19 protein-coding genes and 1 pseudogene are annotated in these 22,763 nt (G+C 36.2%); 9 read left to right on the forward strand and 11 right to left on the reverse strand.

Translation table 11 applies throughout. The features are described 5' to 3' along the window. Positions 1 to 39: 39 nt before the first annotated feature. The 6 genes from ACWPWS_RS06955 to ACWPWS_RS06980 all read right to left on the reverse strand — a co-directional run bounded on the left by ACWPWS_RS06955 (position 40) and on the right by ACWPWS_RS06980 (position 8,330). On the reverse strand, positions 40 to 2,403 hold the full coding sequence (locus ACWPWS_RS06955; RefSeq protein ID WP_454046011.1) for a patatin-like phospholipase family protein: 2,364 nt from the start codon (positions 2,401 to 2,403) through the stop codon (positions 40 to 42). Between the two features lie 168 nt (positions 2,404 to 2,571). After that, entirely contained in the window at positions 2,572 to 5,259 is a 2,688-nt protein-coding gene (locus ACWPWS_RS06960; protein WP_454046012.1) for a PD-(D/E)XK nuclease family protein, read from the reverse strand. Next, positions 5,243 to 5,791: a DUF922 domain-containing protein gene (locus ACWPWS_RS06965; RefSeq protein WP_454046013.1), complete on the reverse strand. Its 549-nt coding sequence runs from the start codon at positions 5,789 to 5,791 to the stop codon at positions 5,243 to 5,245. Before ACWPWS_RS06965 ends, ACWPWS_RS06960 begins: the two co-directional genes overlap by 17 nt. Further along, the gene (locus ACWPWS_RS06970; RefSeq protein WP_209784791.1) at positions 5,791 to 6,195 is read right to left on the reverse strand and encodes a hypothetical protein; all 405 of its coding nucleotides are present in this window, start codon (positions 6,193 to 6,195) and stop codon (positions 5,791 to 5,793) included. The genes ACWPWS_RS06965 and ACWPWS_RS06970 overlap by 1 nt, the downstream gene beginning before the upstream one ends. Before the next feature lie 63 nt (positions 6,196 to 6,258). Then, on the reverse strand, positions 6,259 to 6,894 hold the full coding sequence (gene rsmG / locus ACWPWS_RS06975; RefSeq protein ID WP_454046014.1) for a 16S rRNA (guanine(527)-N(7))-methyltransferase RsmG: 636 nt from the start codon (positions 6,892 to 6,894) through the stop codon (positions 6,259 to 6,261). A 98-nt stretch (positions 6,895 to 6,992) separates the two neighbouring features. Next, positions 6,993 to 8,330 carry a M20/M25/M40 family metallo-hydrolase gene (locus tag ACWPWS_RS06980; protein ID WP_454046015.1) on the reverse strand — a complete coding sequence of 446 codons (1,338 nt, stop codon included), beginning with the start codon at positions 8,328 to 8,330 and terminating at the stop codon, positions 6,993 to 6,995. Positions 8,331 to 8,563: 233 nt separating this feature from the next. Here ACWPWS_RS06980 and ACWPWS_RS06985 point away from each other — a divergent pair, with 233 nt between their 5' ends. Beyond that, positions 8,564 to 9,757 carry a pyridoxal phosphate-dependent aminotransferase gene (locus tag ACWPWS_RS06985; RefSeq protein ID WP_209784793.1) on the forward strand — a complete coding sequence of 398 codons (1,194 nt, stop codon included), beginning with the start codon at positions 8,564 to 8,566 and terminating at the stop codon, positions 9,755 to 9,757. A gap of 33 nt (positions 9,758 to 9,790) precedes the next feature. Beyond that, positions 9,791 to 12,730 (forward strand): M16 family metallopeptidase, encoded by a 2,940-nt coding sequence (locus ACWPWS_RS06990; RefSeq protein ID WP_454046016.1) that lies wholly within the window; start codon positions 9,791 to 9,793, stop codon positions 12,728 to 12,730. A 49-nt stretch (positions 12,731 to 12,779) separates the two neighbouring features. Here ACWPWS_RS06990 and ACWPWS_RS06995 read toward each other — a convergent pair whose 3' ends face one another. Next, positions 12,780 to 13,622: an IS3 family transposase gene (locus tag ACWPWS_RS06995; RefSeq protein ID WP_454046891.1), complete on the reverse strand. Its 843-nt coding sequence runs from the start codon at positions 13,620 to 13,622 to the stop codon at positions 12,780 to 12,782. Next, on the reverse strand, positions 13,610 to 14,134 hold the full coding sequence (locus ACWPWS_RS07000; protein WP_454046017.1) for a transposase: 525 nt from the start codon (positions 14,132 to 14,134) through the stop codon (positions 13,610 to 13,612). Before ACWPWS_RS07000 ends, ACWPWS_RS06995 begins: the two co-directional genes overlap by 13 nt. A gap of 173 nt (positions 14,135 to 14,307) precedes the next feature. On the opposite strand from ACWPWS_RS07000, the pseudogene ACWPWS_RS07005 reads away from it, so the two are divergent. The 3 genes and pseudogenes from ACWPWS_RS07005 (at position 14,308) to ACWPWS_RS07015 (ending at position 15,620) form a co-directional block, all read left to right on the forward strand. Further along, positions 14,308 to 14,939 (forward strand): annotated as a pseudogene (locus ACWPWS_RS07005) (redoxin domain-containing protein). A 124-nt stretch (positions 14,940 to 15,063) separates the two neighbouring features. After that, the gene (locus ACWPWS_RS07010; protein ID WP_105682642.1) at positions 15,064 to 15,372 is read left to right on the forward strand and encodes a thioredoxin family protein; all 309 of its coding nucleotides are present in this window, start codon (positions 15,064 to 15,066) and stop codon (positions 15,370 to 15,372) included. Continuing rightward, positions 15,372 to 15,620 (forward strand): DUF6952 family protein, encoded by a 249-nt coding sequence (locus tag ACWPWS_RS07015; protein ID WP_123939986.1) that lies wholly within the window; start codon positions 15,372 to 15,374, stop codon positions 15,618 to 15,620. The genes ACWPWS_RS07010 and ACWPWS_RS07015 overlap by 1 nt, the downstream gene beginning before the upstream one ends. 956 nt (positions 15,621 to 16,576) lie before the next feature. Here ACWPWS_RS07015 and ACWPWS_RS07020 read toward each other — a convergent pair. From ACWPWS_RS07020 to ACWPWS_RS07030, 3 genes are read right to left on the reverse strand one after another with little or no spacing between them, the layout of a single operon-like run. Then, positions 16,577 to 17,266: a Bax inhibitor-1/YccA family protein gene (locus ACWPWS_RS07020; RefSeq protein WP_105682644.1), complete on the reverse strand. Its 690-nt coding sequence runs from the start codon at positions 17,264 to 17,266 to the stop codon at positions 16,577 to 16,579. A 32-nt stretch (positions 17,267 to 17,298) separates the two neighbouring features. Beyond that, positions 17,299 to 17,736, reverse strand: a complete 438-nt coding sequence (locus tag ACWPWS_RS07025; RefSeq protein WP_454046018.1) for a peptidylprolyl isomerase — start codon at positions 17,734 to 17,736, stop codon at positions 17,299 to 17,301. 47 nt (positions 17,737 to 17,783) lie between these two features. After that, positions 17,784 to 18,818, reverse strand: a complete 1,035-nt coding sequence (locus ACWPWS_RS07030; RefSeq protein ID WP_454046019.1) for an acyl-CoA reductase — start codon at positions 18,816 to 18,818, stop codon at positions 17,784 to 17,786. Between the two features lie 59 nt (positions 18,819 to 18,877). Here ACWPWS_RS07030 and ACWPWS_RS07035 point away from each other — a divergent pair, with 59 nt between their 5' ends. The 4 genes from ACWPWS_RS07035 (at position 18,878) to ACWPWS_RS07050 (ending at position 22,730) form a co-directional block, all read left to right on the forward strand. Continuing rightward, a complete protein-coding gene (locus tag ACWPWS_RS07035; RefSeq protein WP_105682647.1) occupies positions 18,878 to 19,228 on the forward strand; it encodes a 4Fe-4S binding protein in 351 nt (116 codons plus the stop codon). Positions 19,229 to 19,339: 111 nt separating this feature from the next. Further along, positions 19,340 to 20,404: a 3-phosphoserine/phosphohydroxythreonine transaminase gene (serC, locus tag ACWPWS_RS07040; RefSeq protein WP_209784798.1), complete on the forward strand. Its 1,065-nt coding sequence runs from the start codon at positions 19,340 to 19,342 to the stop codon at positions 20,402 to 20,404. A gap of 113 nt (positions 20,405 to 20,517) precedes the next feature. Continuing rightward, the gene (locus ACWPWS_RS07045; protein ID WP_454046020.1) at positions 20,518 to 21,483 is read left to right on the forward strand and encodes a D-2-hydroxyacid dehydrogenase; all 966 of its coding nucleotides are present in this window, start codon (positions 20,518 to 20,520) and stop codon (positions 21,481 to 21,483) included. A 2-nt stretch (positions 21,484 to 21,485) separates the two neighbouring features. Next, positions 21,486 to 22,730, forward strand: coding sequence for a DUF1015 domain-containing protein (locus ACWPWS_RS07050; RefSeq protein ID WP_209784800.1), 1,245 nt, complete (start codon positions 21,486 to 21,488; stop codon positions 22,728 to 22,730). The last annotated feature ends 33 nt before the right edge of the window (positions 22,731 to 22,763 follow it).

A 22,763-nucleotide genomic window follows, 5' to 3' on the forward strand; every position in this document is an offset into this window, starting at 1 on the left:
AGGATTTTTAATACCTTCTGGATTGCTCTCAATTATTTTTTAAAATTTGAACCCGATACTGAAATAAATCCTTGAAAAATCAAGCTGGCTGTTTCTGGAAATATTCAGACTGATAGGGCCAATAAGAGATTCATATCCAAGATTCAGTCCATACCCAAACATATCGAAACTGTCATTAAAAGGAGAAAGTTCTTCACTCACTTTTCCATAACTGAAGGAAGGGGTAAGGTAAAGCTTTTTCATGATTCTGTACTGAAATGATAGCGCTGCCTTTGCAACCGAAGTCATAGGAAGCTCTTTCTGGCGAAGACCATTGAATTCAGGGCTTAGCAGATCATAATTATATTCACTTCCTCCCAGATTATACTTTTGGTTCAGGAATAGATACGGAACCTGATCCTCTTTCTTAGCACCGAAACTTGCCCCCAAAAATACATTGGCTTTTACCGTCAGCCTTCTTGTGATAGGATAGAAAAAGTTCTCATTTAATGTGAATGAAACAAGGTTTTTAGGCTCGGAATAGTAAGATTCTTTAGGGTTAAGGATCAGGTACAGGAGAGGCTGCACGGTGTTGAGATCATAAAGCTCATACTGGTCTCCGTAATAAAATCTTGTACTCACCTGAAGATGATTCCCTTTTGTAGTAAAATATCTTTTATTAAGATTGTTCTGCTCAAATTTCAGAAAAGTATTGAAATTACTATGGTTGTATAGTTTCTTGCTATAATTATCCACTTTCGACTGATCTACTTTATCCAGTAAACTGTACATTCTTTCTGTACTGAATTCTGTTCCCAACGATACATAAGCATTTGGACTGACATTATAATTCAGTGCAATCTTTCCGGTTATATTACGGTACATATGGTTGGGGAAACGATCTCCGCCATCTTCACTGATATCATAAAGCCTGAAATTCAGATCATTACTTTTAAGATGAACCATCTTCGCTTCCAGATCCAGCCACAAACGCTCTCCGCTGTCTAAGAATTGCTGGTAAGCAAGTTTAGCTTTGAAACGTTCGGAAATATCCACTGTTGCCAAAAATCGGGATCTGTTCAGAAGAATGTTTCTGTAAGTATAATTGACAATAATTCCTACGGATTGTTCTGTGTCATAGTGCAAGGCAAGTTTAAATGCTCCTTTTTTCGCTCTTTTCACAAAAATATTCATTACAAGACCCTCATTTACATTCGTGTAGGTATAATACACCTTTACATACTGGCGCATTCCGAAAACACGGTCTATGGCTTCGTTAACTGTTTTTGCATCGTAATACTTCCCTTCTGTAAGTCCCATCTGCTTTTTCAGCACTTCAATCTCTGCCGCATCTGTTATAGGAGTTCCGTCTTCTTCATTAAAAGTAAATTGTGTCGTAGGCAGTTTTACCTCTTCAATCATGGTATGCTCATACTTAATACCCAATTTCCTCTGAGCTTCAGCCAAAGCCACAAATTCCGGAAGGTGCTTTCTCGCTTCAACCTCTCCTATTCTGATGATCTTTCTGAATCTGGCAAAATCCTTGGTCGTAATCTCACCCAATGGATCCACAAAGTCTACAAGGATGTTAGAAAGCTCCTTTTGATGTTTAAAATCTTCCACAGAACGGATGGCATGCGTCTGATAAATCATCTTCATTGGGTTTTCAATCTCTTTTTTCGTAAATAGTCTGAAACCGGTATACCCTCCGATCACAAAATCCGCACCCATCTCACGCACCTCATTGGCAGGATAATTACGATCCAATCCTCCATCTACCAAAAGTTTCCCATCAATATAAACAGGAGCAAAAGCTGCGGGAATAGCCAATGTGGAACGAATAGCCAAGGGTAAAGAACCCTCTTTCTGCATCACCAGACCTCCGTTTTCAATATCGGATGAAGTAAGCTGAACCGGAATTCTAAGTTTACTGAAATCGTTGATGTGTTTGGCATTAAAGGTTAGTGTATTCAGTACTTCGCCCATGTATTGCCCTTCTATATAAGAACTTGGAAGAGTTGGAAATCCTTTCACTACAGGAAATTCAAGAATATATTTATCGTACTCGTCTTTTTCACTGATATTAACTTTACTGTAAGGAATTTTATTACTCAAAATCCTGTTCCAGTCCATTTTGTAAATCGTATGCTTCAACTGATCAGCATTATATCCCATTGCATATAAACCTCCAAGAATTCCTCCCATACTGGTTCCGGTAATGTAATCCACTTTAATTCCCAATGAGTCTATCATTTTCAGAATTCCAATGTGGGCAAATCCTTTTGCGCCGCCACCGCTAAGAGCCAGACCAAACTTAGTATCTTTGGTTATACTCTGAAGAGCCGTAGTAAGGGAGTCATTTTTTTGTTGGGAGTGAATAGTAAGAGAGAAAGTAATTGCTAAAAATATTAGAATCTTTTTCATTTATATGCTTCTTCTTGTTTTTGATTTAAACCTTAAAAGTTTCCAAGAGTTAAAGATACACAAAAAACGTACTCGTATTATTAACATTATCAGCAAAGTAAATAATTCTATTTCAGACTATCTGATTGTAATAAATACAGACATTTACCACATTAGAACTAAAAATTTTTAATATGTTTTTATTGTTTCTACGAAATTAATATCCGGATTCAGAATTTCAAGAATAAGGCTTTTGACAGATTTCATGGCATCATCAATATTTCCTTTGTCAAACTGCAGGGAAACCATTCCCTTTTTGGCATCGGCAAAACTCCATATCCCAGTCTCGATGGGGAATCCCCAAAACTCAGGAAGATGTTCTACAACGTAATGGTAAATACAAAGCTGAAGCGCCTGCTTTCTATCGCTGTTATGGAAATATTCGTCTACATTATCCTGATCAATTTTCACATTAAGATTTTTAATCTTTGCTGTTTTATAATCAATGATTCTTAAAGTACCGTTCAGTTTATCAATCCGGTCAATGAACCCGAAGAAAGAAATTTTATCATTCCCATCGAGAGCAAAATCTATGTTTTCAAACCTCCTTTCAATATCAATTATTTCCAGTTTGTTCCCCTGTTTTATCAGCTCAAGATCATGATTAAGAACATTTTCAATTACCTTTTTAGCAATGGCTTTATGAATATAGTTCATCCCTTTTTCATAGAATTCCGGCTGATGCTTAAGCTTCTCAATAGCAATATTTATATATTGATCTATCGCTTTAACTGAATTACTTAAATCACTTTCTTTTAAAACCTTACCCTTTAACACCTCATACACTTCTTGAAGTGAATAATGCACTAAATTCCCGTAATTCTTTATGGACAATTCTTCTTCTATTTCATCTGTTTCCGAAGTATTTAAAATCTTGGAAAGGTAGAAATCAATAGGATTATAGAGATAGCTTGTAAGGTGGGAAGCAGATACTTTTTCCTTCCATTTCTGAAGACGTTCCTGTACGGTCTGGGTCTTGATGATTTCGATGGGTTTGGTGGCAATAGGCTCGGAAGAATTTTCAATAATCAGGTGTTCAATATCATGAGAACTCTCCATTTCAATCTGAGTAATAAAGCGGCTTTTCTCACCGGTATTTACTCCGGAGCTTAAAGCATTATACAGCAAATGTACATTCTGCGCATCCTGAATCAATCTGTAAAAGTGATAGGCATAAATACTGTCATTCTCAAGGAAGGTATGAAGATCAAAGAACCTTCGGATATCAAAAGGAATATAAGTATTCTGGGAGTTTCCAAGGGGAAGTTTTCCTTCGTTTACGGAAAGCAGAATAACGTTTTCAAAATTCAGGAGACGGGTTTCCAGTAATCCCATGATCTGAAGTCCTCTCAAAGGCTCTCCCTGGAAGTCAATACTTTCAGAATTGATATGCTGGTTGATCAGAATTTCCAGCGTTTCCATTTTAATTTCAATATTGTATGGAGTAAGCTGATTTTTGATAATTCTGAACGCATTTTCAAAGTGAGAGACATTCTCATACTGAATATCATCTATTTCAAGCCATTTCACCTGTTGACAGAACGCAATAAGCATATCCAGATAGATATTGGTAGTGGCTGCTTTCTGAAGAAGTCCATAATAAGACAGGCCGCTCAGCAGTTCATGCAAAAGCTTATGAGAGATATACACAATATTCCTCTCTTCTACTTTGGCTTTAAACTCATTGATGATAAGTTCGTCTTCCACAGATTTCGGCAGTTCTTCCAGAATCGGAAAAACATCTCTGTAATAATAGGAGGATTTATTTTTTTCCAGCTGTTTCTGCAGATAGAAAAGACGTTTCACCGCATTGGAGAATGATAAGTTTTTCAATGGGAATCCCATTGTAATGTTCAAATTATCAACACCATGCATCACATCAAGACTTGCCGGAAGCAGATTTTCATCCAGCAGTACTACCGCAGTATTGGAATAGGTTTTATTATTGATCTCTTTAAAGATCTCAGGCAATACTTTAGTCTGGGTTACATTCCCGGACACTTCGTATACCTTAATTTTTTTAGGTTGATTAAAATCATCTTCTATCCATTGGAAAGCTCTGTTATCATCAAACTCTTTCCATGTTTTATGATTTCTAAGAAATTTTCCGGCTTCCTGTCTTTCATCATCGAAATAATAGCGGTCTGCCTGAAAGAAACATTGGGCTTTATTCCACTGCAAAAGACTCCTTACCAGCTTTTCCTCTACCGGAGTAAAGGCATTGAACCCGCAAAAAATAAACTCTTCTTTGGTATTTTTGGCAAAATCAACAATCCTGGCTTTAGCAGCTTCATGAATCATTCCGGAAGTGGCCCAGTTTTTTTCCTGCAGTCTCTCCTTGAGAACAGGGAGAAAAACATTCATATTCTGCCAGAAATTAAGGAATTTCTTTCTTGGGACATCATCATCCTCACCAAGATCCTGAGCCCATTCTTTGATCCTTTCCTCATCAAACATATACTGTAATACCGCCTGATCACTGTCTGAGAATTTGAGAATATCATCCCAGTCCTTCTGCAATGTAGGAAACCATTTCAGAAAGTCTGAAAAATCATCTCTCGGAATAAGATTCAGGCTTCTATAGACATCAAAAGAGAAAAGCCACAGCGGAATTCCCTGAATCGGCTGGTGATCGGCAATTGTATTGATGAGTTCCTCAATCGTAAAAAAGCTGGGAAGAAACCCTGAATAATTGTTTTCTTCCAGGATCTGTCTGATAAACACAATGGGACGTTTTCCGGGCAGAATGATGTTAAACGCAGAAAGATCCGTGTTTTGCGCCAGCAGTTCGTGGATGATTTTATTGAGGAATTTCAAAGGCTTGATAGCTTTTTAAGTTGTCTAATTGTTCAGCAATCGAATTATTATATTCGGACTGTTTTTCTTTATCAATTCCATGACGGGTTTCCCTGTCATAGGCCATCTGGAAGTTTTTATACTCATCCGATATCCCGTCATAAATTGCTTTGAAATATTTGTTGTAGTCTCCTGAGTTTTTGATTTTTTCAGCAACTGCTTTTCTAAACTTTCTCACAAATAATTCTGCAATATCAAAATGTTTCTGCTCATGCAGCAGGATATAATCATCCATTCTTTTGGCATCCTTCCAGGATTTCTCTTCATGAAAAACGGTTTTAATCGTCATCGTAACCGGTGCCTTTGGATCGGAAGATTTTACAGAATAAAATTCCCATCCACAATGGGTATACGCTGCTACATCCGGATTTTTTTTCTTACTGACCGGGCTCTTGAAATTATCCCAAGTCAGTCTTTTACCTTCCTGCCATGTAATTTTCTGTCCGTATACAGTCTGAGCTGCCCATAAACATAATACAAAAGTCAACCTCATTATTCTACTACAATTGTTTTGGTAATCCAATTATTTCCTCCATTCCAGAATTTAAAAGTATAAGTACCTTTTTTCTGCGGACTGAAATTGATTTGATTCACTCCTACATAATTTCCCTGTTTACAAGGTCCGTTGGTAATATATTTATAGGAAGTAACTGTTCTTTCCAGGTTATTGTTGTAAATATAATCATATCCGTAAAAACCCTCACAGTGAGACGGATAGGTGGAATAAGTCTTTATGCTCTGTATCGCAAAAACGTTCATGGTGTCATTAACCATCTTTACGCTGTCTATTTTAATTTTACCAATAGACTCGATGGTATGGTAATCATCATCATTACACGAAACCAGAAGCACGCCAAACACGAATACTGAAAATCCAATATTTAAAAGTTTTTTCATAACCTTTAATTTTCTGATTATTAACCAATATTTAGCAAAAATTATTCCTTATTTACATAAAAATCAGGAATTAAAATTACCTTTTGATACATAAACTACTTTTTTAGTATCAAAAAATTCTTCATCAAAATAGTGTTTAAGATTGAAAATTTCACATTTAATTCCGGCGAGTTCTTCTGCACGATCACCACCTTTTAAATATAAAATCCCGTTATGTTTAGGGTTAAACTGTTCTTTTTCAAACTTTCCTTTCAGCCATCTTAGGAATTCCGGCATCTGGGTCACCGCTCTGCTGACAACAAAGTGGAATTTTTCTTTCAGTTTCTCAGCTCTTCCATGAATAGCCGTTACGTTGGTTAATCCTACTCCATCCGCTACAGCCTGTACCACACTGATCTTCTTGCCAATAGAATCAATCAAAGTGAATGTGGTTTCAGGAAACAGAATTGCTAAAGGAATTCCGGGAAAACCTCCTCCCGTTCCGATATCCAAAACTTTAGTTCCGGGAGCAAACTCCATCACTTTTGCAATTCCTAAAGAGTGCAGAATATGTTTTTCATACAGCGACTCCATATCTTTTCTGGAAATTACGTTGATCTTTTCATTCCATTCATGATACAGATTTTCCAATTGAGAAAACTGTTCTTTCTGTTTTTCAGTAAGATCCGGGAAATATTTTAATAGTAACGATGCAGACATGTGAATTATTATAAACCGCAAAAATAAGTTTTATTTCTCTTGTATTCAAATCTACTTTTCCTGATCCGGCCGTCTATTCCACTTTTCTGCAAAATCCATCATTTCGCAATTCCCGGAATTACAGGCACACCGAGGTTTCCAGACCCGCTGATGGTCTGTACAGCAAAAATATAATTATCCTTCGATAAAGGAACTTTAATAGAAAGTCCTGTTGTAAATATTTTTTTCTGCCATACCGCACTATCCGTCTCCCGAGCCAGCACATAATATCCCATTGGCGTTCCGGATGCCGGCTTTTCCCAATGAAGCGTTGTGGAATTAGTCAATTCTTTAACATCCATTTCTACCTTCTCAGGTTTTGAAGTGGATTTTGCAAGGTTCGCCAAAACCGCAATATTGGCCGCAATATTTTTCTTCAGATATTTAAAATCTATAAATTCCGGAAGATCACCATATTGTTTATTATTTGCCACTCTGATATCCTGATGCTGATGATCATAATTTTCATAATATTCGGTAAGTCTTACAGAAGGAAATCCATTGTTGACAAAGCTGGTATGATCGCCTCCTCGCAAAAATCTGTCATTTCGGTAGATCAGTTTTATTTCAAGTCCTTTAACATATTGTTCTGTGATTTCTTTGATATATCTTGCCAGCTGTCTGGATTCGCTGTCATTTTCAAAACCAAGATTCCTGATTGTCATTGCTTTTTTATCCAGATCTTTGTAAGGCATGCCTTCACTGAATACACGAAGTGTCCGGGTATTGACTTCTCCTGTTTCACCTGCTTTAGGATTACCAATCATATCATTATTCAGAACAGCTTCCAGCTGCAGATTTTCTCTTTTTATTTTTTCCGCCAGCTGTCTGGAACCCAATAATGATTGTTCTTCACCGGAAAATGCCACAAAAATAATGGATGCCGGAAAAGAAGATCTGCTCAATATTCTGGCAGATTCTATAACAGCACTTACTCCACTGCCGTCATCATTAGCTCCTGGCGCTGCTGAAGTTCTGTTCATGACATCCGTTACCCTTGAATCCAGATGTCCTCCGATCAGGAAAATTCTTTTATCGTTCGGATCGGTTCCTTTCAGAAAAGCAACTGCATTCCCAAGATTAACTGTTTGATCAATTCTCTTTCCGTCCGGCTGAATATCTTCCTGCTGAAGGTATACTTCCATTCTGCCTCCGGAATTTTTGGCGTAATCCTTGAATTTTTTAATCACCCAGTTTCTTGCAGCTCCTATCCCCTGTTTGGGATTATCTGTCGCACTTAAAGTATGTCTGGTTCCAAAACTCACCAGTGTACCGATATAAGATTTTAGGGAGTCTTCATTCACCTGCGTGACATATTTTTTCACTTCAACATCTTTTGAAAGCCGCTGAGAAAAAACAGAACATGAGATCAGTAGTAAAAAAACAGAATATTTCATTGGATAGGTCTTAGATCGTTTAAAGATACAAAACCCAAAGCTTAAGAAGTATTTTTTTATTTTGATTATACTCTTTACCAATTAATATTTACCCAACTGCTCAAAAAGGATATAATGATTTCGAAACAGGATAAATTTGGTTAAAACCTGACAAAAATCTTCAAAGCAACCCCACTTTTATTATCCTCACAAGACGTTTTTATTATATATTTGTTAAAATTCAAAAAAATACAATGGACAAACTTTCAGATAGAGTAAAAAGATTAGGATACTCCCAGACATTTGTAATGTCAAACAAAGCCAGAGAAATGAAAGCCAGCGGAATAGATGTGATCAGTTTAACTCTTGGCGAACCGGATTTTGACGTTCCGGACAATATCAAACAGGCCGCTTTCGATGCTATCAATCAAAATTACAGCCACTATTCTCCTGTTCCCGGGTTTCTGGAATTGCGTGAGGCTATTGCTTATAAATTAAAAAGAGATAATAACCTGGAATACAAACCTACCCAGATCTGTGTTTCAAATGGAGCAAAACAGGCTATTATAAATGTTCTGGCAGCCATTATCAATGATGGTGATGAAGTTCTTCTTCCCGCTCCATATTGGGTAAGCTATGATGAAATGGTAAAAATGATGGGTGGAACTTCCGTGATGCTTCCTACCTCTTATATTACTGATTTTAAAGTGACCGCAGAACAGCTGGAAGAAGCTATTACAGAAAAGACAAAAGCTGTACTTTTCAGCTCACCATGTAATCCTTCAGGAGGATACTACACTTATGACGAATTAAAATCCATTGCAAAAGTGATTGCCAAATATCCTCAGATAACGGTAATTTCCGATGAGATTTATGAATATATCAATTACGAAACTAAAACCACATCTATCGCTCAGTTTCCTGAAGTTTATGAACAGACTGCCGTAATCAACGGAATGTCAAAAGCATTTGCTATGACCGGATGGAGAATCGGATACTCTGCATGCCCGGAATGGCTGGCAAAAGCTTGTGAAAAAGTACAGGGACAGATGACCAGCGGAGCTAATACAGTGGCACAGAGAGCTTCTATTGTTGCCCTTAAAACAGACCCTTCCGAATACAGATATATGATTGATGCTTTCAAAAAAAGAAGGGATATTGTCTATGACTTAATCAAAGAAATTCCAGGATTCAAGGTGGTGCTTCCAAAAGCTGCCTTCTATTTCTTCCCGGATATTTCACATTATATCGGAAAAACCCTGGATGGAACAGAAATTAAAAACTCTGATGATTTTGCGATGTTCCTTCTGGAAAACGCTCATGTAGGCTGTGTGGGTGGATTCTCTTTCGGAAGCCCTGAATGTATCAGGTTCTCTTACGCTGCTTCTGAGGAAGACTTAAGAGAGGCTATGAAACGAATTAAAAACTTATTGGAGAAATTCAATTAACAAACTAATAATCAAAAATAAAACACGACAGCAATGAATCTGTTAAAAAAACTAACCATCGCTACAAGCATTGCCGCAGCAAGTTTTGCAGGATACGCTTTTGGCCAGGATTTCCAGTGGAAAGAAGCTACTTCTAACGGCTACAAGTACAAATTCGTAACCAATGACCCTACTTCCGCAAGGTATTACACCTTAAAAAACGGATTAACGGTTATTTTGAGCCCTACCAATAAGGACCCGAGAATTCAAACGTATATTGCAACGAAAACAGGAAGTAAAACCGATCCAGCAGACCACACCGGTCTAGCCCATTATCTGGAACATATGCTTTTCAAAGGAACGAATCAGTTCGGATCTAAAGACTGGGCCAAAGAAAAGCCTCTTTTGGACCAGATTGACGCTCTTTACGAAAAGTACAACCAGACTAAGGACGAAGCCAAAAGAAAGGACATCTACAAAGAAATCGACAGGGTTTCAGGAGAAGCTGCCAAATTTGCAATTGCGAATGAATACGATAAAATGATGGCTGGTATGGGAGCTGACGGAACCAACGCCTTCACCTCTTTTGAACAAACAGTGTATACAGAAGACGTGCCATCCAACGTTCTTGACAAATTCCTTGCTGTACAGGCTGAAAGATTCAGAGAACCTGTTCTGAGACTCTTCCACACAGAGCTTGAAGCCGTATATGAAGAAAAAAACAGATCTCTTGACGACGACGGAGATAAAGTTTTTGATACCATGTTTGCCAACCTTTTCCCTAACAACAATTACGGAAAACAAACAACTATCGGAACGATAGAACATTTAAAAAATCCTTCTCTGCATGCTATCAGAGAATATTATAACAATTATTATGTTCCCAACAACATGGGAATCATTATGTCCGGAGATTTTAATCCGGATGAAGTAATTGCAAAGATTGATAAAGCTTTCTCGTACATGAAGCCTAAGACAATCCCTGAATATAAAGTAGGACAGGAAAAACCAATTACAGCTCCCGTTACAAAAGAAGTGGTAGGTCCTAATCCTGAAAACGTAATGCTTGGTTTCAGATTTCCGGGAGCGTCTACCAAAGATGCAAGAATGCTGAATCTTGTTGGAAATATGCTGACCAACGGACAAGCCGGATTGATCGATCTTGATCTCGTAAAAAAACAAAAATTACTCGGTGCTTACGCAGGGTCTTATGCTTTAAAGGATTATTCAGTTTTACTTTTACAAGGAAAGCCAACTGAAGGACAGTCTTTGGACGAAGTAAAGAACCTTCTTCTTCAGGAAATTGATAAATTAAGAAAAGGAGAATTTTCCGATGATCTGATCCAGTCCATTGTGAACAATGAAAAGAAAGGGATTATTCAGAAGGATGAAAAATATTCGTCAAGAGCAAGTATTCTGATGGATGAATTCACTTCAGATGTTGACCACAAAGCATCGTTGGAATATGTTGATGAAATTTCAAAACTTACGAAAAAAGATATCATGGATTTCGTATCCAAATATCTGCAGAACAATAACTACGTTGCAGTTTATAAAAGAAAAGGGGAAGACAAAAGCATTGTAAAAGTTGACAAACCAACAATCACACCGGTTTCCGTTAACAGAGAAGATCAGTCTCCTTTCTTGAAAAAAATTGACGAAATGCCTGAAAACCCTATCGCTCCGGTATGGTTGAATTATGATAAAGACATTGCTAAAAACAAATTGGCTGATGTGGACGTACTTTCTGTAAAAAATACAGACAATGCCCTGTTCAGAATGTATTATCATTTTGATTCAGGAAAATGGAACAACAAAATCCTTCCATTGGCAGCAGAATATCTTCAGTATTTAGGAACCAAAGACAAATCTTCCGAAATCATCAGTAAGGAATTCTACAAACTTGCCTCAAGTTTCAATGTGAGTGCAGGAAATGAAGAAACTTATGTATCACTGGAAGGTTTAAATGAAAACTTCGGTAAAACGATTGCTTTATTTGAAGATTTGATTAAAAACTGTCAGGCAGACCAGGCTGCTCTTGATGCTTACAAAGTGAGATTGAAGAAAGCCAGAGCCAATGCAAAACAGAATAAAGGAGTAATTATGTCCGGATTGAGAAGCTACGCACAGTATGGTGCTCAAAATCCTTTCAATAATGTGTTGAGCGATGCAGAGCTTGATGCATTAAAAGCAGACGATCTGATCAATGTTCTTCATGACCTGTTTAATTTCAAACATAAAGTATTATACTATGGTCCAAAATCAGGAAACGAAGTAGTGGCAGCTCTGAAACCTGTTCACAAACTTCCTGCAACCCTGAAAGATCTTCCTAAGTCTAAAACTTTTGCTCAGATCCCGACTGATAAGAATAAAGTATTATTTGCTCATTATGACATGGTACAGGCTGAAGTGTTCTGGGTAAGAAACTCTGACTCATACAACCCTTCTACTACTCCTACCGTAAGTTTATTCAATAACTATTTCGGAGGCGGAATGGGATCAATTGTTTTCCAGACGATCAGAGAATCAAAAGCACTGGCTTATTCTACGTATTCTTATTTTGCCCTTCCAAGCAAAAAAACAGACAAGGATATGGTAATGGCTTATGTAGGAACACAGGCAGACAAATTCAATGAGTCCACAACAGCAATGAACGAGCTTTTGACTACCCTTCCAAAATCTGAACAGTTATTCGAAACAGCGAAAAGCGGATTGAAAAAATCAATTGCTTCTGAAAGAATTACCCAGGACGGAATTATCTTCTCTTATCTGAAATCCCAAAGACTTGGAAACAATTTTGATATGAGAAAGAATGTCTATGAACAGGCACCGAAATTATCTTTTACAGATATCAATTCGTTCCATGATAAGGAAATGAAAAACAAGAACTACACCTACTGCCTTGTTGCTTCTCAAGACAAAGTGAATGAAGCAGATATGCATAAATTAGGCGAAGTAAAAAAACTTAATTTAACTGAAATATTTGGTTATTAAAATAAGCAAAAAGCCCTGATATAGAGTGCACCCAAAAGTTTAGACAAAATTAAATAATCTTTTGATAATAAAGAGTTCGATATTCTATCGGGCTCTTTCCTTTTAAATTAAGTCTTATTCTTTCATTATTATAATAGTCAATATATTGATGAATTTCGTCTTTTAATTCTTGTATTGATTTAAACTTTTTCAGATAAAACATTTCGGATTTTAATGTTCCAAAGAAATTCTCTATTATAGCATTATCCAAACAATTCCCTTTTCTAGACATACTTTGGATAATTCCTTTTTGTTTCAAAATATTTTGATATAGCTTCATTTGATATTGCCAACCCTGATCTGAGTGAAGAATTAGGTTCTGTATATTCTTTGTTTTTCTAAAACTCTTTTTCAACATATTAATAATTTGTGCAAAAACAGGTTTTTCTGAAAGCTCATAGCTTATAATCTCTCCGTTAAATAAGTCGATGATAGGAGACAGATATAGCTTGTTTCCAGAAACATTGAACTCTGTAATATCGGTAGCCCATTTTTGGTTAGGATGATCAGTCTTGAAGTTTCTTTTCAGAATATTCGGGGCTATTTTTCCTTGTTCTCCACGGTAAGATCTGTATTTTTTCACCCGAATTAAGCTTTTCAAGCCCAAGTTTTTCATTAATCGCAAAACTGTTTTATGATTGATAATTACACCTTGATTTTTTAGTTCCAGAGTGATTCTTCTATATCCAAATCTTCCTTTATGCTTTTGATAAATTAATTGTATTAAGCCTTTAATATGGCCATATTTATCTCCTATATTAATCCGAGCCAGATGATAATAAAAACTGCTTCTTGCCATACCTGAACAATTCAGCAATATTGCTAAATTATACTTTGGCCTTAACTCTTCGATGGCTTTTGCTTTTTGCTGGCTAGAGCTAAGGCGTCTAACTTTTTTAGATAATCAATCTCTGCTCGAAGCCTTTCATTTTCAAGTAAAAGTTCTTCTTCTCGTGTCAAAACTTTATCAGATTTTCTTTTTTTATCTTTATTATTACTCATTATCTTAGGTCTTCCTCTGGGTTTATTTTCTAACCCTAAAATACCACTTTTCTCATAAGCATGCTGCCAATTTAAAATACTGGATTCTGCTCCTATATTAAACTGTAAGCATGCCTGTTTAATGGAAAGATGACTTTCTGATATGGATTGTAAAACTTTCAGCTTAAACTTGACATCATAAACTCTGTTATGGATGCGAAGAAGACCTCTAGATCCATGTTGATTATAGTATTTAACCCATTGTTTCAATAAAGATTTACTGATCCCTAATTCTTTAGCAACTACGGAAATCGAACGATGTCTTTGTAAAACCTTAACAACACAATCTGTTTTAAATTCTAAACTATACTTTGATTTTCCCATAAAAAATGCCCCTAAAAAGTGTCTAACTTTTTGGGGGCAGTCTAATATCAGGGCTTTTTTATTTTACAACGCACCAAAAACAATTATAGATTTTATTTATCGATATTTGTTTGTTCGATAGATGAATCTTTTATATATTTGCATAAGAAATTTAAATATAAAAACAGAAAATTATGTCTTTAGTAGGAAAAAAATTCCCAAATTTAACAATCGACGCAATGTCTGAAATGGGTGACGATCTAAGAATCAACATCCTTGATGAAGCAGTAAACAACCAGCAAAAAGTTCTTTTATTCTGGTACCCTAAAGATTTCACTTTCGTATGCCCTACTGAGCTTCACGCTTTCCAGGAGGCTTTAGGTGAATTCGAAAAAGAAACACTAAAGTAATCGGTGCATCTTGTGATACTAACGAAGTACACTTCGCATGGTTGAACACACCAAAAGATAACGGAGGAATTGAAGGAGTAACTTACCCACTTTTAGCAGATACTCACAGACAATTGGCTAACACGTTGGGAATTGTTGATCAGGATTTCGAATACAATGAAGAAGGAGAAGAAGTTTTCACAGGTTCTAACGTAACTTACAGAGCGACTTACCTTATCGACGAAACTGGAAAAATCTTCCACGAAGCGGTAAACGATATGCCTCTAGGAAGAAACGTAAAAGAATTCTTAAGATTAATTGACGCTTACACGCACGTTCAAAAACACGGTGAAGTATGCCCTGCAAACTGGGAAGAAGGAAAAGACGCTATGAAAGCTGACAGAACTTCTACAGCAGAATACTTAGCAAAAAATTAATACCTTAATTTAAATACAACAATGTAACAATCTAACAGTATAACAATTTTAAAAGTCTTTTTTTGAATTGTTAGATTGGTCAATTTTTAGATTGTTACATTGTTTATTTTTAAAAAATAAACTTATGTACACAGAATTAACCGAAGATACATTACAAAATATAGTTAACGACAACGAAAAAGTAGTTGTTCAATATGGCGCAACATGGTGCGGAAACTGCAGAATCATGAAGCCAAAATTCAAAAAATTAGCCTCTGAAAATGACACTATTCCATTTTTATATGTAGATGCTGAGAAGCTTCCTGAAAGCAGAAAATTAGCAAAAGTAGACAACTTACCTACTTTCGCCATCTTTAAAAACGGAGAGTTGGTCAACCAGGTTCAATCTAACCAGGCAGAAAGTTTAATTAACCTTTTTAACGAATTAGCATAATGAAATTACCCGTAATCAGACAGTTTTATCAGAATCAGACTCCTGAAAACCTTGAAAAAACATTAGAAGTACTGGAAAGTTTCTGTGAATTCAGAGGAACAAGCGAAGAAGACTTAAATGTTGCAGGAGAATTGATTACTAACATTTGCGGAGCTCTGGAAGTTCACGCTAATGTACAAAGCGGAATGAGTGAAAAAGATGCTTTAAACTCTTTTGCTCAAAAGGTTTTAGGATCAATCGACAAATAACATCTTTCGATTATCCTTAATCAAAAGAGTGCAAAAACACAAACTATACAATACCTGAGGTTTTCCTCATTACTATACTTTTTTCTATTCTTTAAGAATTTTTTATTTCAACTAAAATGTACTTCAAAGGACTTTAATCCGTCACATGAAGCTGGAAGTTGTATGAAAATCCGTCAAGAATAACCAATTAAATCCCGGTGATATTTTCATCAGGATTTTTTGGGTTTACTTCTGAAAACACTAATAACACAAATGATTTTCACAAATATCACCAATAGAATATTACCAATCCATTCATCAAAATAACATGCAATCGTTTGTGTTAATCTTTGAAATCAGCAGAATACTTATAAGTTTTGGCTAAAGCCGTTGGAAGATATCTATACAATATAAAACGGGCTAAAGCCCGCTCCTATTGATCTTATTGAATTCATGTCATTCGTGAAAACATTTGCGAACTTTGTATTTGATTTTTCAAAACCACAAGTAACACAAATATTCCTTCACAAATAAATATACGCAAGTATCCGTATCAATCTGTGGAATTTGTGGGATACTTATAAGTTCCGGCGAAAGCTGTTGGAAGATATCTATACAAAACGGGCTAAAGCCTGCTCCTATTAATCTTATTGAATTCATGTTATTCGTGAAAACATTTGCGAACTTTGTATTTGATTTTTCAAAACCACAAGTAACACAAATATTCCTTCACAAATAACACAAATAAATATACGCAAGCATCCGTGTCAATCTGTGGAATCTGTGGGATACTTATAAGTTTCGGCGAAAGCCATTGATGAGGGTTTATTTAAAGTAAAGAGACTAAAGTCCATTCCTATTAAATTTGTGTTATCCGTGAAATCATTTGTGCCATTTGTGTTTAAAAATATCTGTATAAAAAAATCCCGATGAAAATTCACCGGGACTATTATTTAAAAGCTAAAATAATTTATCAATTAGTTTCTTCTGCTCATCAGAATATTTAGGATATACCAGAACAAAAGCATAATGGAAGCAAAAAGCTGCAAGGCTGCTCCAACATATTGGTTGGTACCATATGAATCTTTCAGTTTACTGGTCTGATATAAAATGGTAGCCGAAGCAAGGATTACCATCCCTACTGAAAACCACAGCCCAAGGTTAAAACCAAAGATCATTCCTCCAACAATCAGTCCGATTGAAATAAATCCTCCGATTACAATGATATTTCTTAAGAAAGAAAAGTCTCTTTTAGAGGTAAATGCTACTGCTGAAATCCCTGCAAACATAGCAATTGTTAAGGTAGCAGCCTGGAAAATCACATTAGCTCCCCCTTCAATATTTGTTGCAATAAAAAGCAGAGGCATGAAGATAATTGCTTCCAGCAAGATATAAAATCCTAATCCCAGATACTGAGTGGATTTACTCTGTGAAAGAGACCATTTTGAAGCCAAAACAGAAGCTAACCAGAAAACTCCAATGATCAGTAACCAGATATATCTCTGACCGAACATCATTGCAATAAGTTCTGCCGGAACAGTTTTTAATAATATCGTTTCAACTCCAATAAAAGCAAGAATCGATAAAGCAACATGCAAATACGTCTTCTTGTAAAAATTCGCTTTCTCCACATCCGAAGAATGAGCGACTAAAACATCTGTCATCATAGTTAATATTTTTTATTTAATCGAAAATAAGTTTATTTCGCAGGCAATACCCCTAAAATCTTTCCATCATCTTCAAATACAGCTGTAATAGCCTCTTTGGAAGATGATTCTCCTACGTATTTATATTTAATACTCGGATGATTCAAGCCATCCATTGTCTTGTAATATCCTGCTTTTAAGATTTCAAGCTTTTTATTGGGATCAATGCCATCTTTAACTTTTTTAAGAACATTATCCGTTACAATTTCCTTCACTTTCTCAGAAAGCAATCCATCAATAGTCTTACGGTCAGAAGCCTGTAAAGCATCAATAAACTTAAGGAAGTTATCGTTATACAAACTGATCTTTTCCTTACTTATACTGGCCTGCTGCTCTTTTTTGGGACTGTTTTCAACCTTTGCACCTGTTACTTTCTGTGCAAAAATCAACTGTCCACCTACAAGAGCAAGTCCGAGCAATAATTTTCTCATAGTATTCATTTTTGTTCTGGTGAAATAAGTGATGGAAGATACGAAAATCAGACCAGTTCTAAAAATTTCATTGTATCTACGTTATCAGCGTAGGTATCCAGGCCTGGATTTTGTGCTTCACCAAAAGCTATTGCATTCAATCCTGCCTCTTCTTTTGCTACTACACATTGAATATTTTCTTCATTTTCTGCAATAAAAGCTTTTACATCATCCAAAGATTCATATCTGCTGAAATTAATTACAGAAAGTGGGCTGAACAGTTTATCATCTTCTTTCAGCATCACAAAATTATTATCCCAGAATTTATCCTGATTTAAAAGATAAACAGCTCGGTTATAGTCATAATTGTTGGCATATTTATTATGATTGATAATATCCTGGAAACCTAAGAAGCTTTCAAACAGTCTGTCAATCACAAAATCTTTCGGAATAAAAATTCTCGTTACATTTCTGCATCCTAAGCCAAAATACTGAAAAATATCTTTTGCTAATAACTGCAGTTCCTCATTCGTTTCATCACCCTTCAGCACAGCAACAGAAGTTCTGTTTTTGCGGATAATACTTAAATGATTTTTAAAATAATATTCAAGATATCTCGCAGTATTGTTACTTCCTGTAGCAATAACGGCATCGAAATTTTCTAATTTTTCTACAAATTCAAAAGTTACATTTTCATTAGAAAACGCACTCCATTTTTTTAATAAAAACGGAATCATATACTTATCCTTTGAAGACAGCTTAATCACAGGAATATGATTGCTCAAAACAACAGAAATCACATCGTGAAACCCTACCAAAGGGATATTTCCTGCTAAAATAAGTCCAACTCTTTTTGAAATTTTAGAGATGGAATAATTTCCAAGCCAGTTTTTGATATTCTCTTCAGTCAAAAGATCTGTCCATTGCTGTAAAGCAAATTTCTGATTATCAATGGTAAACCACGGATTCTCTATTTCAGATCTTTTTAACAATAATTCAATATCAACATCATCTTCATTGTGATCTTCCGGTTTCTTCGCTAAAAACGCTTTTATATAATCACTTAATTTAATAAGTCCTAAAACTTGATTTTCGGTATTCATAATTACTTTAAAATTGGGGAATATTTTGTAATTTTGTGCAAATTTAAAAAAAATTAGCGATGGCTATTAAAATAACTGATGAATGCATTAACTGCGGGGCTTGTGAACCGGAATGTCCAAATAATGCAATATATGAAGGAGCTGTAGATTGGAAAGCTTCTGACGGAACGGCTCTTCAAGGTACTATTACGATGCCGTCGGGACTTACTGTAGATGCCAACGCTCCACAGGAACCTGTAAGTGATGACGTATACTTCATTGTAACTGATAAATGTACAGAATGTAAAGGATTCCATGAAGAACCTCAGTGTGCTGCTGTATGTCCGGTGGACTGCTGCGTACCTGACGAGGATCACGTAGAATCAGAAGATGCTCTTCTTAATAAAAAAGCATTCTTACACGGCGAATAAAAAAATTCCGTCTCATGATCTGTGAGGCGGCTTTTTTTGACCCAAACTCTCATTTAACCAAAAATAAAGCAGAAGGAATGTAAAATCCGGAAGCATCAAAAAAAATAAAATATGAACAAAAAGCACAACTTCAGCGCAGGACCATGTATTTTACCTCAAGAGGTATTTGAAAAATCAGCACAGGCTATCCTGGACTTTAACGGTATTGGATTGTCTCTTCTTGAAATCTCCCACAGAAGCAAGGATTTCGTTGCTGTAATGGATGAAGCGCGTGCCATTGTAAAAAGATTGATGAATCTTGGTGATGATTATGAAGTACTTTATTTAGGAGGAGGTGCCAGCCTGCAGTTTGCAATGGTTCCTTACAACCTGATGAAAGTAGGTGGCAAAGCAGCTTACCTGGATACAGGAACATGGGCAGCCGGAGCCATCAAAGAAGCAAAAAAAGTAGGAACGGTAGATGTAGTAGGCTCTTCAAAAGAAGAAAACTATTCTTTTATTCCTAAAGACTATACGGTAGGTGCAGAATATGATTATTTCCACTGTACTTCCAACAACACAATCTACGGAACTCAAATGAAATCTTTCCCTGAAGTGGATACGCTGATGGTATGTGATATGAGTTCTGATATTTTCTCAAGACAACTGGATTTCTCTAAATTTGATCTGATCTATGCCGGCGCTCAAAAGAATATGGGACCTGCAGGAGTTACTCTGGTAGTGATTAAAAAAGAAATCCTTGGTAAAACAGGAAGAGAAAATATGTTTTCTATCCTGGATTATTCTCAGCACATCGCTAAAGAATCTATGTACAATACTCCACCGGTATTCCCTGTATACGCTTCTTTACTTACCCTTCAGTATCTTGAAAAAAACGGAGGAATTGCTGCTGCAGAACAGAGAAACGAAGCCAAAGCCAAACTTTTATATGACGAAATTGACAGCAATCCGCTATTTGAAACTTTCTGCGTAAAAGAAGACCGTTCATTGATGAATGTTTCTTTCAAAATTACAGATGAAAGCAAGAAAGAAGAATTTGACAACGCATGGAAAGCTGCAGGTATCAGTGGATTAAACGGACACAGAAGCTTAGGCGGATACAGAGCAAGCTTATACAATGCCTTACCTATTGAAAGTGTACAGGTTTTGGTGGATGTAATGAAGTCAATAAAATAGCTTATATTAGGCGACCGAAAAAATAAAAAGATATCAGACAACAGATGTCGGATAACAGACCTCAAAATCTAGCTTCTGACATCTTCAATCTAAAATCTGTAATAAAATAACTCATGAAAGTTTTAGCAAACGACGGAATTTCAAAAGCAGGAGAAAATGCTCTAAAAGAAGCCGGAATTGAAATTCTGGACAATAGAGTGGCTCAGGATCACGTTATTAATTTTATCAACGATAATAATGTTGATGTTCTTCTGGTAAGAAGTGCAACGAAAGTGAGACAGGATCTGATTGATGCATGCCCGAACCTTAAAGTTATCGGAAGAGGCGGTATCGGAATGGACAATATTGATGTGGAATATGCCAAAAGCAAAGGCATTAAAATAATCAATACGCCTACAGCATCATCAAAATCAGTGGCAGAATTGGTTTTCGGACATTTCATTTCACTGGCAAGATTCCTTCACGAATCGAACAGACTCATGCCTTTGGAAGGAGAAACTCATTTCAACGCCATGAAAAAGTCATTCAGCAATGCGTATGAACTTTCAGGAAAAACATTAGGAGTAATCGGCTTTGGAAGTATTGGCCAGGAAGTAATTAAAATAGGAATTGCTTTAGGAATGAAAGTAACCGTTCTGACAAGAAGCCCTAAGACAGAAGTTCTTACCCTGAATTTCTTCAACGGACAGTCTGTCGACTTTGAAATCACTTCCACCAATGATATGGATGCATTCCTTAAAGATGCAGATTTCATCAGTATCAATACGCCGAAAACGAACGAGTATATTATAGACACCCCTCAGTTTGAAAAAATGAAAGATGGAGTCTATATTGTAAATACTGCAAGAGGAGGTGTCATCAATGAAGTGACACTGATTGATTTTATCGAGTCAGGAAAAATAGCCGGAGCCGCTTTGGATGTTTTTGAAAACGAACCCAATCCGGAACTCCCTTTACTGATGAATCCCGCATTATCACTATCTCCTCATGTAGGCGGCAACACAGTGGATGCGCAAGAAAAAATCGGTATCGAACTTGCAGAACAAATTATTAAGCTACAAAAAGAAACTATAAGATAAATATGCCTGTTTTTAAACCTTTCCGTGGAATAAGACCTCATAGAGACTTTGAGAGTACTTTCCCTACCCATCCACTGGATAATTTCACCCAGGAAGAGATTGCAGAGAAAGCTCAAGTTGAAAATACTTACATCAATATGATTAAACCCTATGTTGTAAGTAAATCTAAAGATATTGACCGGAACCTGCGAAAGATCCGTTCTACATTTGAAGAACTTCTGGACGAAAAGAAATTGGTCCAGGACAACTCTGCCTATTATCTTTATGAGCAGATCTATCCTAACAAACAGGTGTTCAGAGGGCTTCTGGGATTAGCTAGCATCGAAGATTTCTGGAGTGGAAAAATCAAAAGACATGAAAGTACCATTCCTCAGAAAAAGGAGAAACTGGCGCATTACCTTGAAAAAGTAAATCTTCAGGCAGAACCTGTACTTCTTACCTACCCAGCCAATTCAAAAATTGAATTACTGATGAACCATGAGGAAAAAAATGTTCCTATCTTCAATCATGTGGATTCTATTGGGATCAGACACAAAATCTGGAGAATAGACAACCGTCTGAAGCTGCAGCAGTTTAAAGAAGTAATCGATCAGATTGATTCATTCTATATTGCAGACGGACACCACAGAATTGGTTCCACAGCTATAAACGCCAAATACCACAAGGAGAAAAACAAAAAGCATAATGGTACAGAGCTTTACAACTTTGTATACAGCTTTATTGTCTCCAATCAGTCGATTAAGATTCATGATTATAACAGAATCTTGCATGACCTGAATGGCATCGCTCCCGAAGACTTCCTGAAGGAACTTGATAAATATTTCCTTATTCACGAAAAAGGAGAAACATCATACTACCCTTCTCAGAAATTCCATATTTCAATGTATATGGATGGGAAATTCTACTCTCTTCACGTGAAGCACGATCTTCGTTCCAAAGAAATGTCTCTTGACAATCTGGATCACCATCTTCTGGACAAATATATTTTCAAAAACATCCTGAAAATTGAAGATCCGGATAGCTCTGAACTTATTTCTTATGTAAAAGGAACTTCCAATATCAACGGGATCAACCTTTTAAAAGAAAAAGTAGACAGTGGTGAAGGAAAAGTAGGTTTCGGAATTTATCCTGTAAGTTTTAATGATATGATTAAAATTTCAGACTTAAAATTAAGTATGCCTCCGAAATGTACATTCATTGAGCCCAAGTTGATTACAGCCCTGTTAATGTACGACATGAAACCTTAATAAATTACTAATTTTTCCCTACTTTTATCAACG

This window comes from Chryseobacterium sp. Marseille-Q8038, assembly GCF_965111995.1.

Excerpts from the sequence above, each read along its gene's own strand:
- ACWPWS_RS06955 (WP_454046011.1), bottom strand. The coding sequence starts at position 2,403 with ATGAAAAAGATTCTAATATTTTTAGCAATTACTTTCTCTCTTACTATT.
- ACWPWS_RS06965 (WP_454046013.1), bottom strand. The coding sequence starts at position 5,791 with ATGAGGTTGACTTTTGTATTATGTTTATGGGCAGCTCAGACTGTATAC.
- ACWPWS_RS06970 (WP_209784791.1), bottom strand. The coding sequence starts at position 6,195 with ATGAAAAAACTTTTAAATATTGGATTTTCAGTATTCGTGTTTGGCGTG.
- rsmG (WP_454046014.1), bottom strand. The coding sequence starts at position 6,894 with ATGTCTGCATCGTTACTATTAAAATATTTCCCGGATCTTACTGAAAAA.
- ACWPWS_RS06980 (WP_454046015.1), bottom strand. The coding sequence starts at position 8,330 with ATGAAATATTCTGTTTTTTTACTACTGATCTCATGTTCTGTTTTTTCT.
- ACWPWS_RS06985 (WP_209784793.1), top strand. The coding sequence starts at position 8,564 with ATGGACAAACTTTCAGATAGAGTAAAAAGATTAGGATACTCCCAGACA.
- ACWPWS_RS06990 (WP_454046016.1), top strand. The coding sequence starts at position 9,791 with ATGAATCTGTTAAAAAAACTAACCATCGCTACAAGCATTGCCGCAGCA.
- ACWPWS_RS07000 (WP_454046017.1), bottom strand. The coding sequence starts at position 14,134 with ATGGGAAAATCAAAGTATAGTTTAGAATTTAAAACAGATTGTGTTGTT.
- ACWPWS_RS07010 (WP_105682642.1), top strand. The coding sequence starts at position 15,064 with ATGTACACAGAATTAACCGAAGATACATTACAAAATATAGTTAACGAC.
- ACWPWS_RS07015 (WP_123939986.1), top strand. The coding sequence starts at position 15,372 with ATGAAATTACCCGTAATCAGACAGTTTTATCAGAATCAGACTCCTGAA.
- ACWPWS_RS07020 (WP_105682644.1), bottom strand. The coding sequence starts at position 17,266 with ATGATGACAGATGTTTTAGTCGCTCATTCTTCGGATGTGGAGAAAGCG.
- ACWPWS_RS07025 (WP_454046018.1), bottom strand. The coding sequence starts at position 17,736 with ATGAGAAAATTATTGCTCGGACTTGCTCTTGTAGGTGGACAGTTGATT.
- ACWPWS_RS07030 (WP_454046019.1), bottom strand. The coding sequence starts at position 18,818 with ATGAATACCGAAAATCAAGTTTTAGGACTTATTAAATTAAGTGATTAT.
- ACWPWS_RS07035 (WP_105682647.1), top strand. The coding sequence starts at position 18,878 with ATGGCTATTAAAATAACTGATGAATGCATTAACTGCGGGGCTTGTGAA.
- serC (WP_209784798.1), top strand. The coding sequence starts at position 19,340 with ATGAACAAAAAGCACAACTTCAGCGCAGGACCATGTATTTTACCTCAA.
- ACWPWS_RS07045 (WP_454046020.1), top strand. The coding sequence starts at position 20,518 with ATGAAAGTTTTAGCAAACGACGGAATTTCAAAAGCAGGAGAAAATGCT.
- ACWPWS_RS07050 (WP_209784800.1), top strand. The coding sequence starts at position 21,486 with ATGCCTGTTTTTAAACCTTTCCGTGGAATAAGACCTCATAGAGACTTT.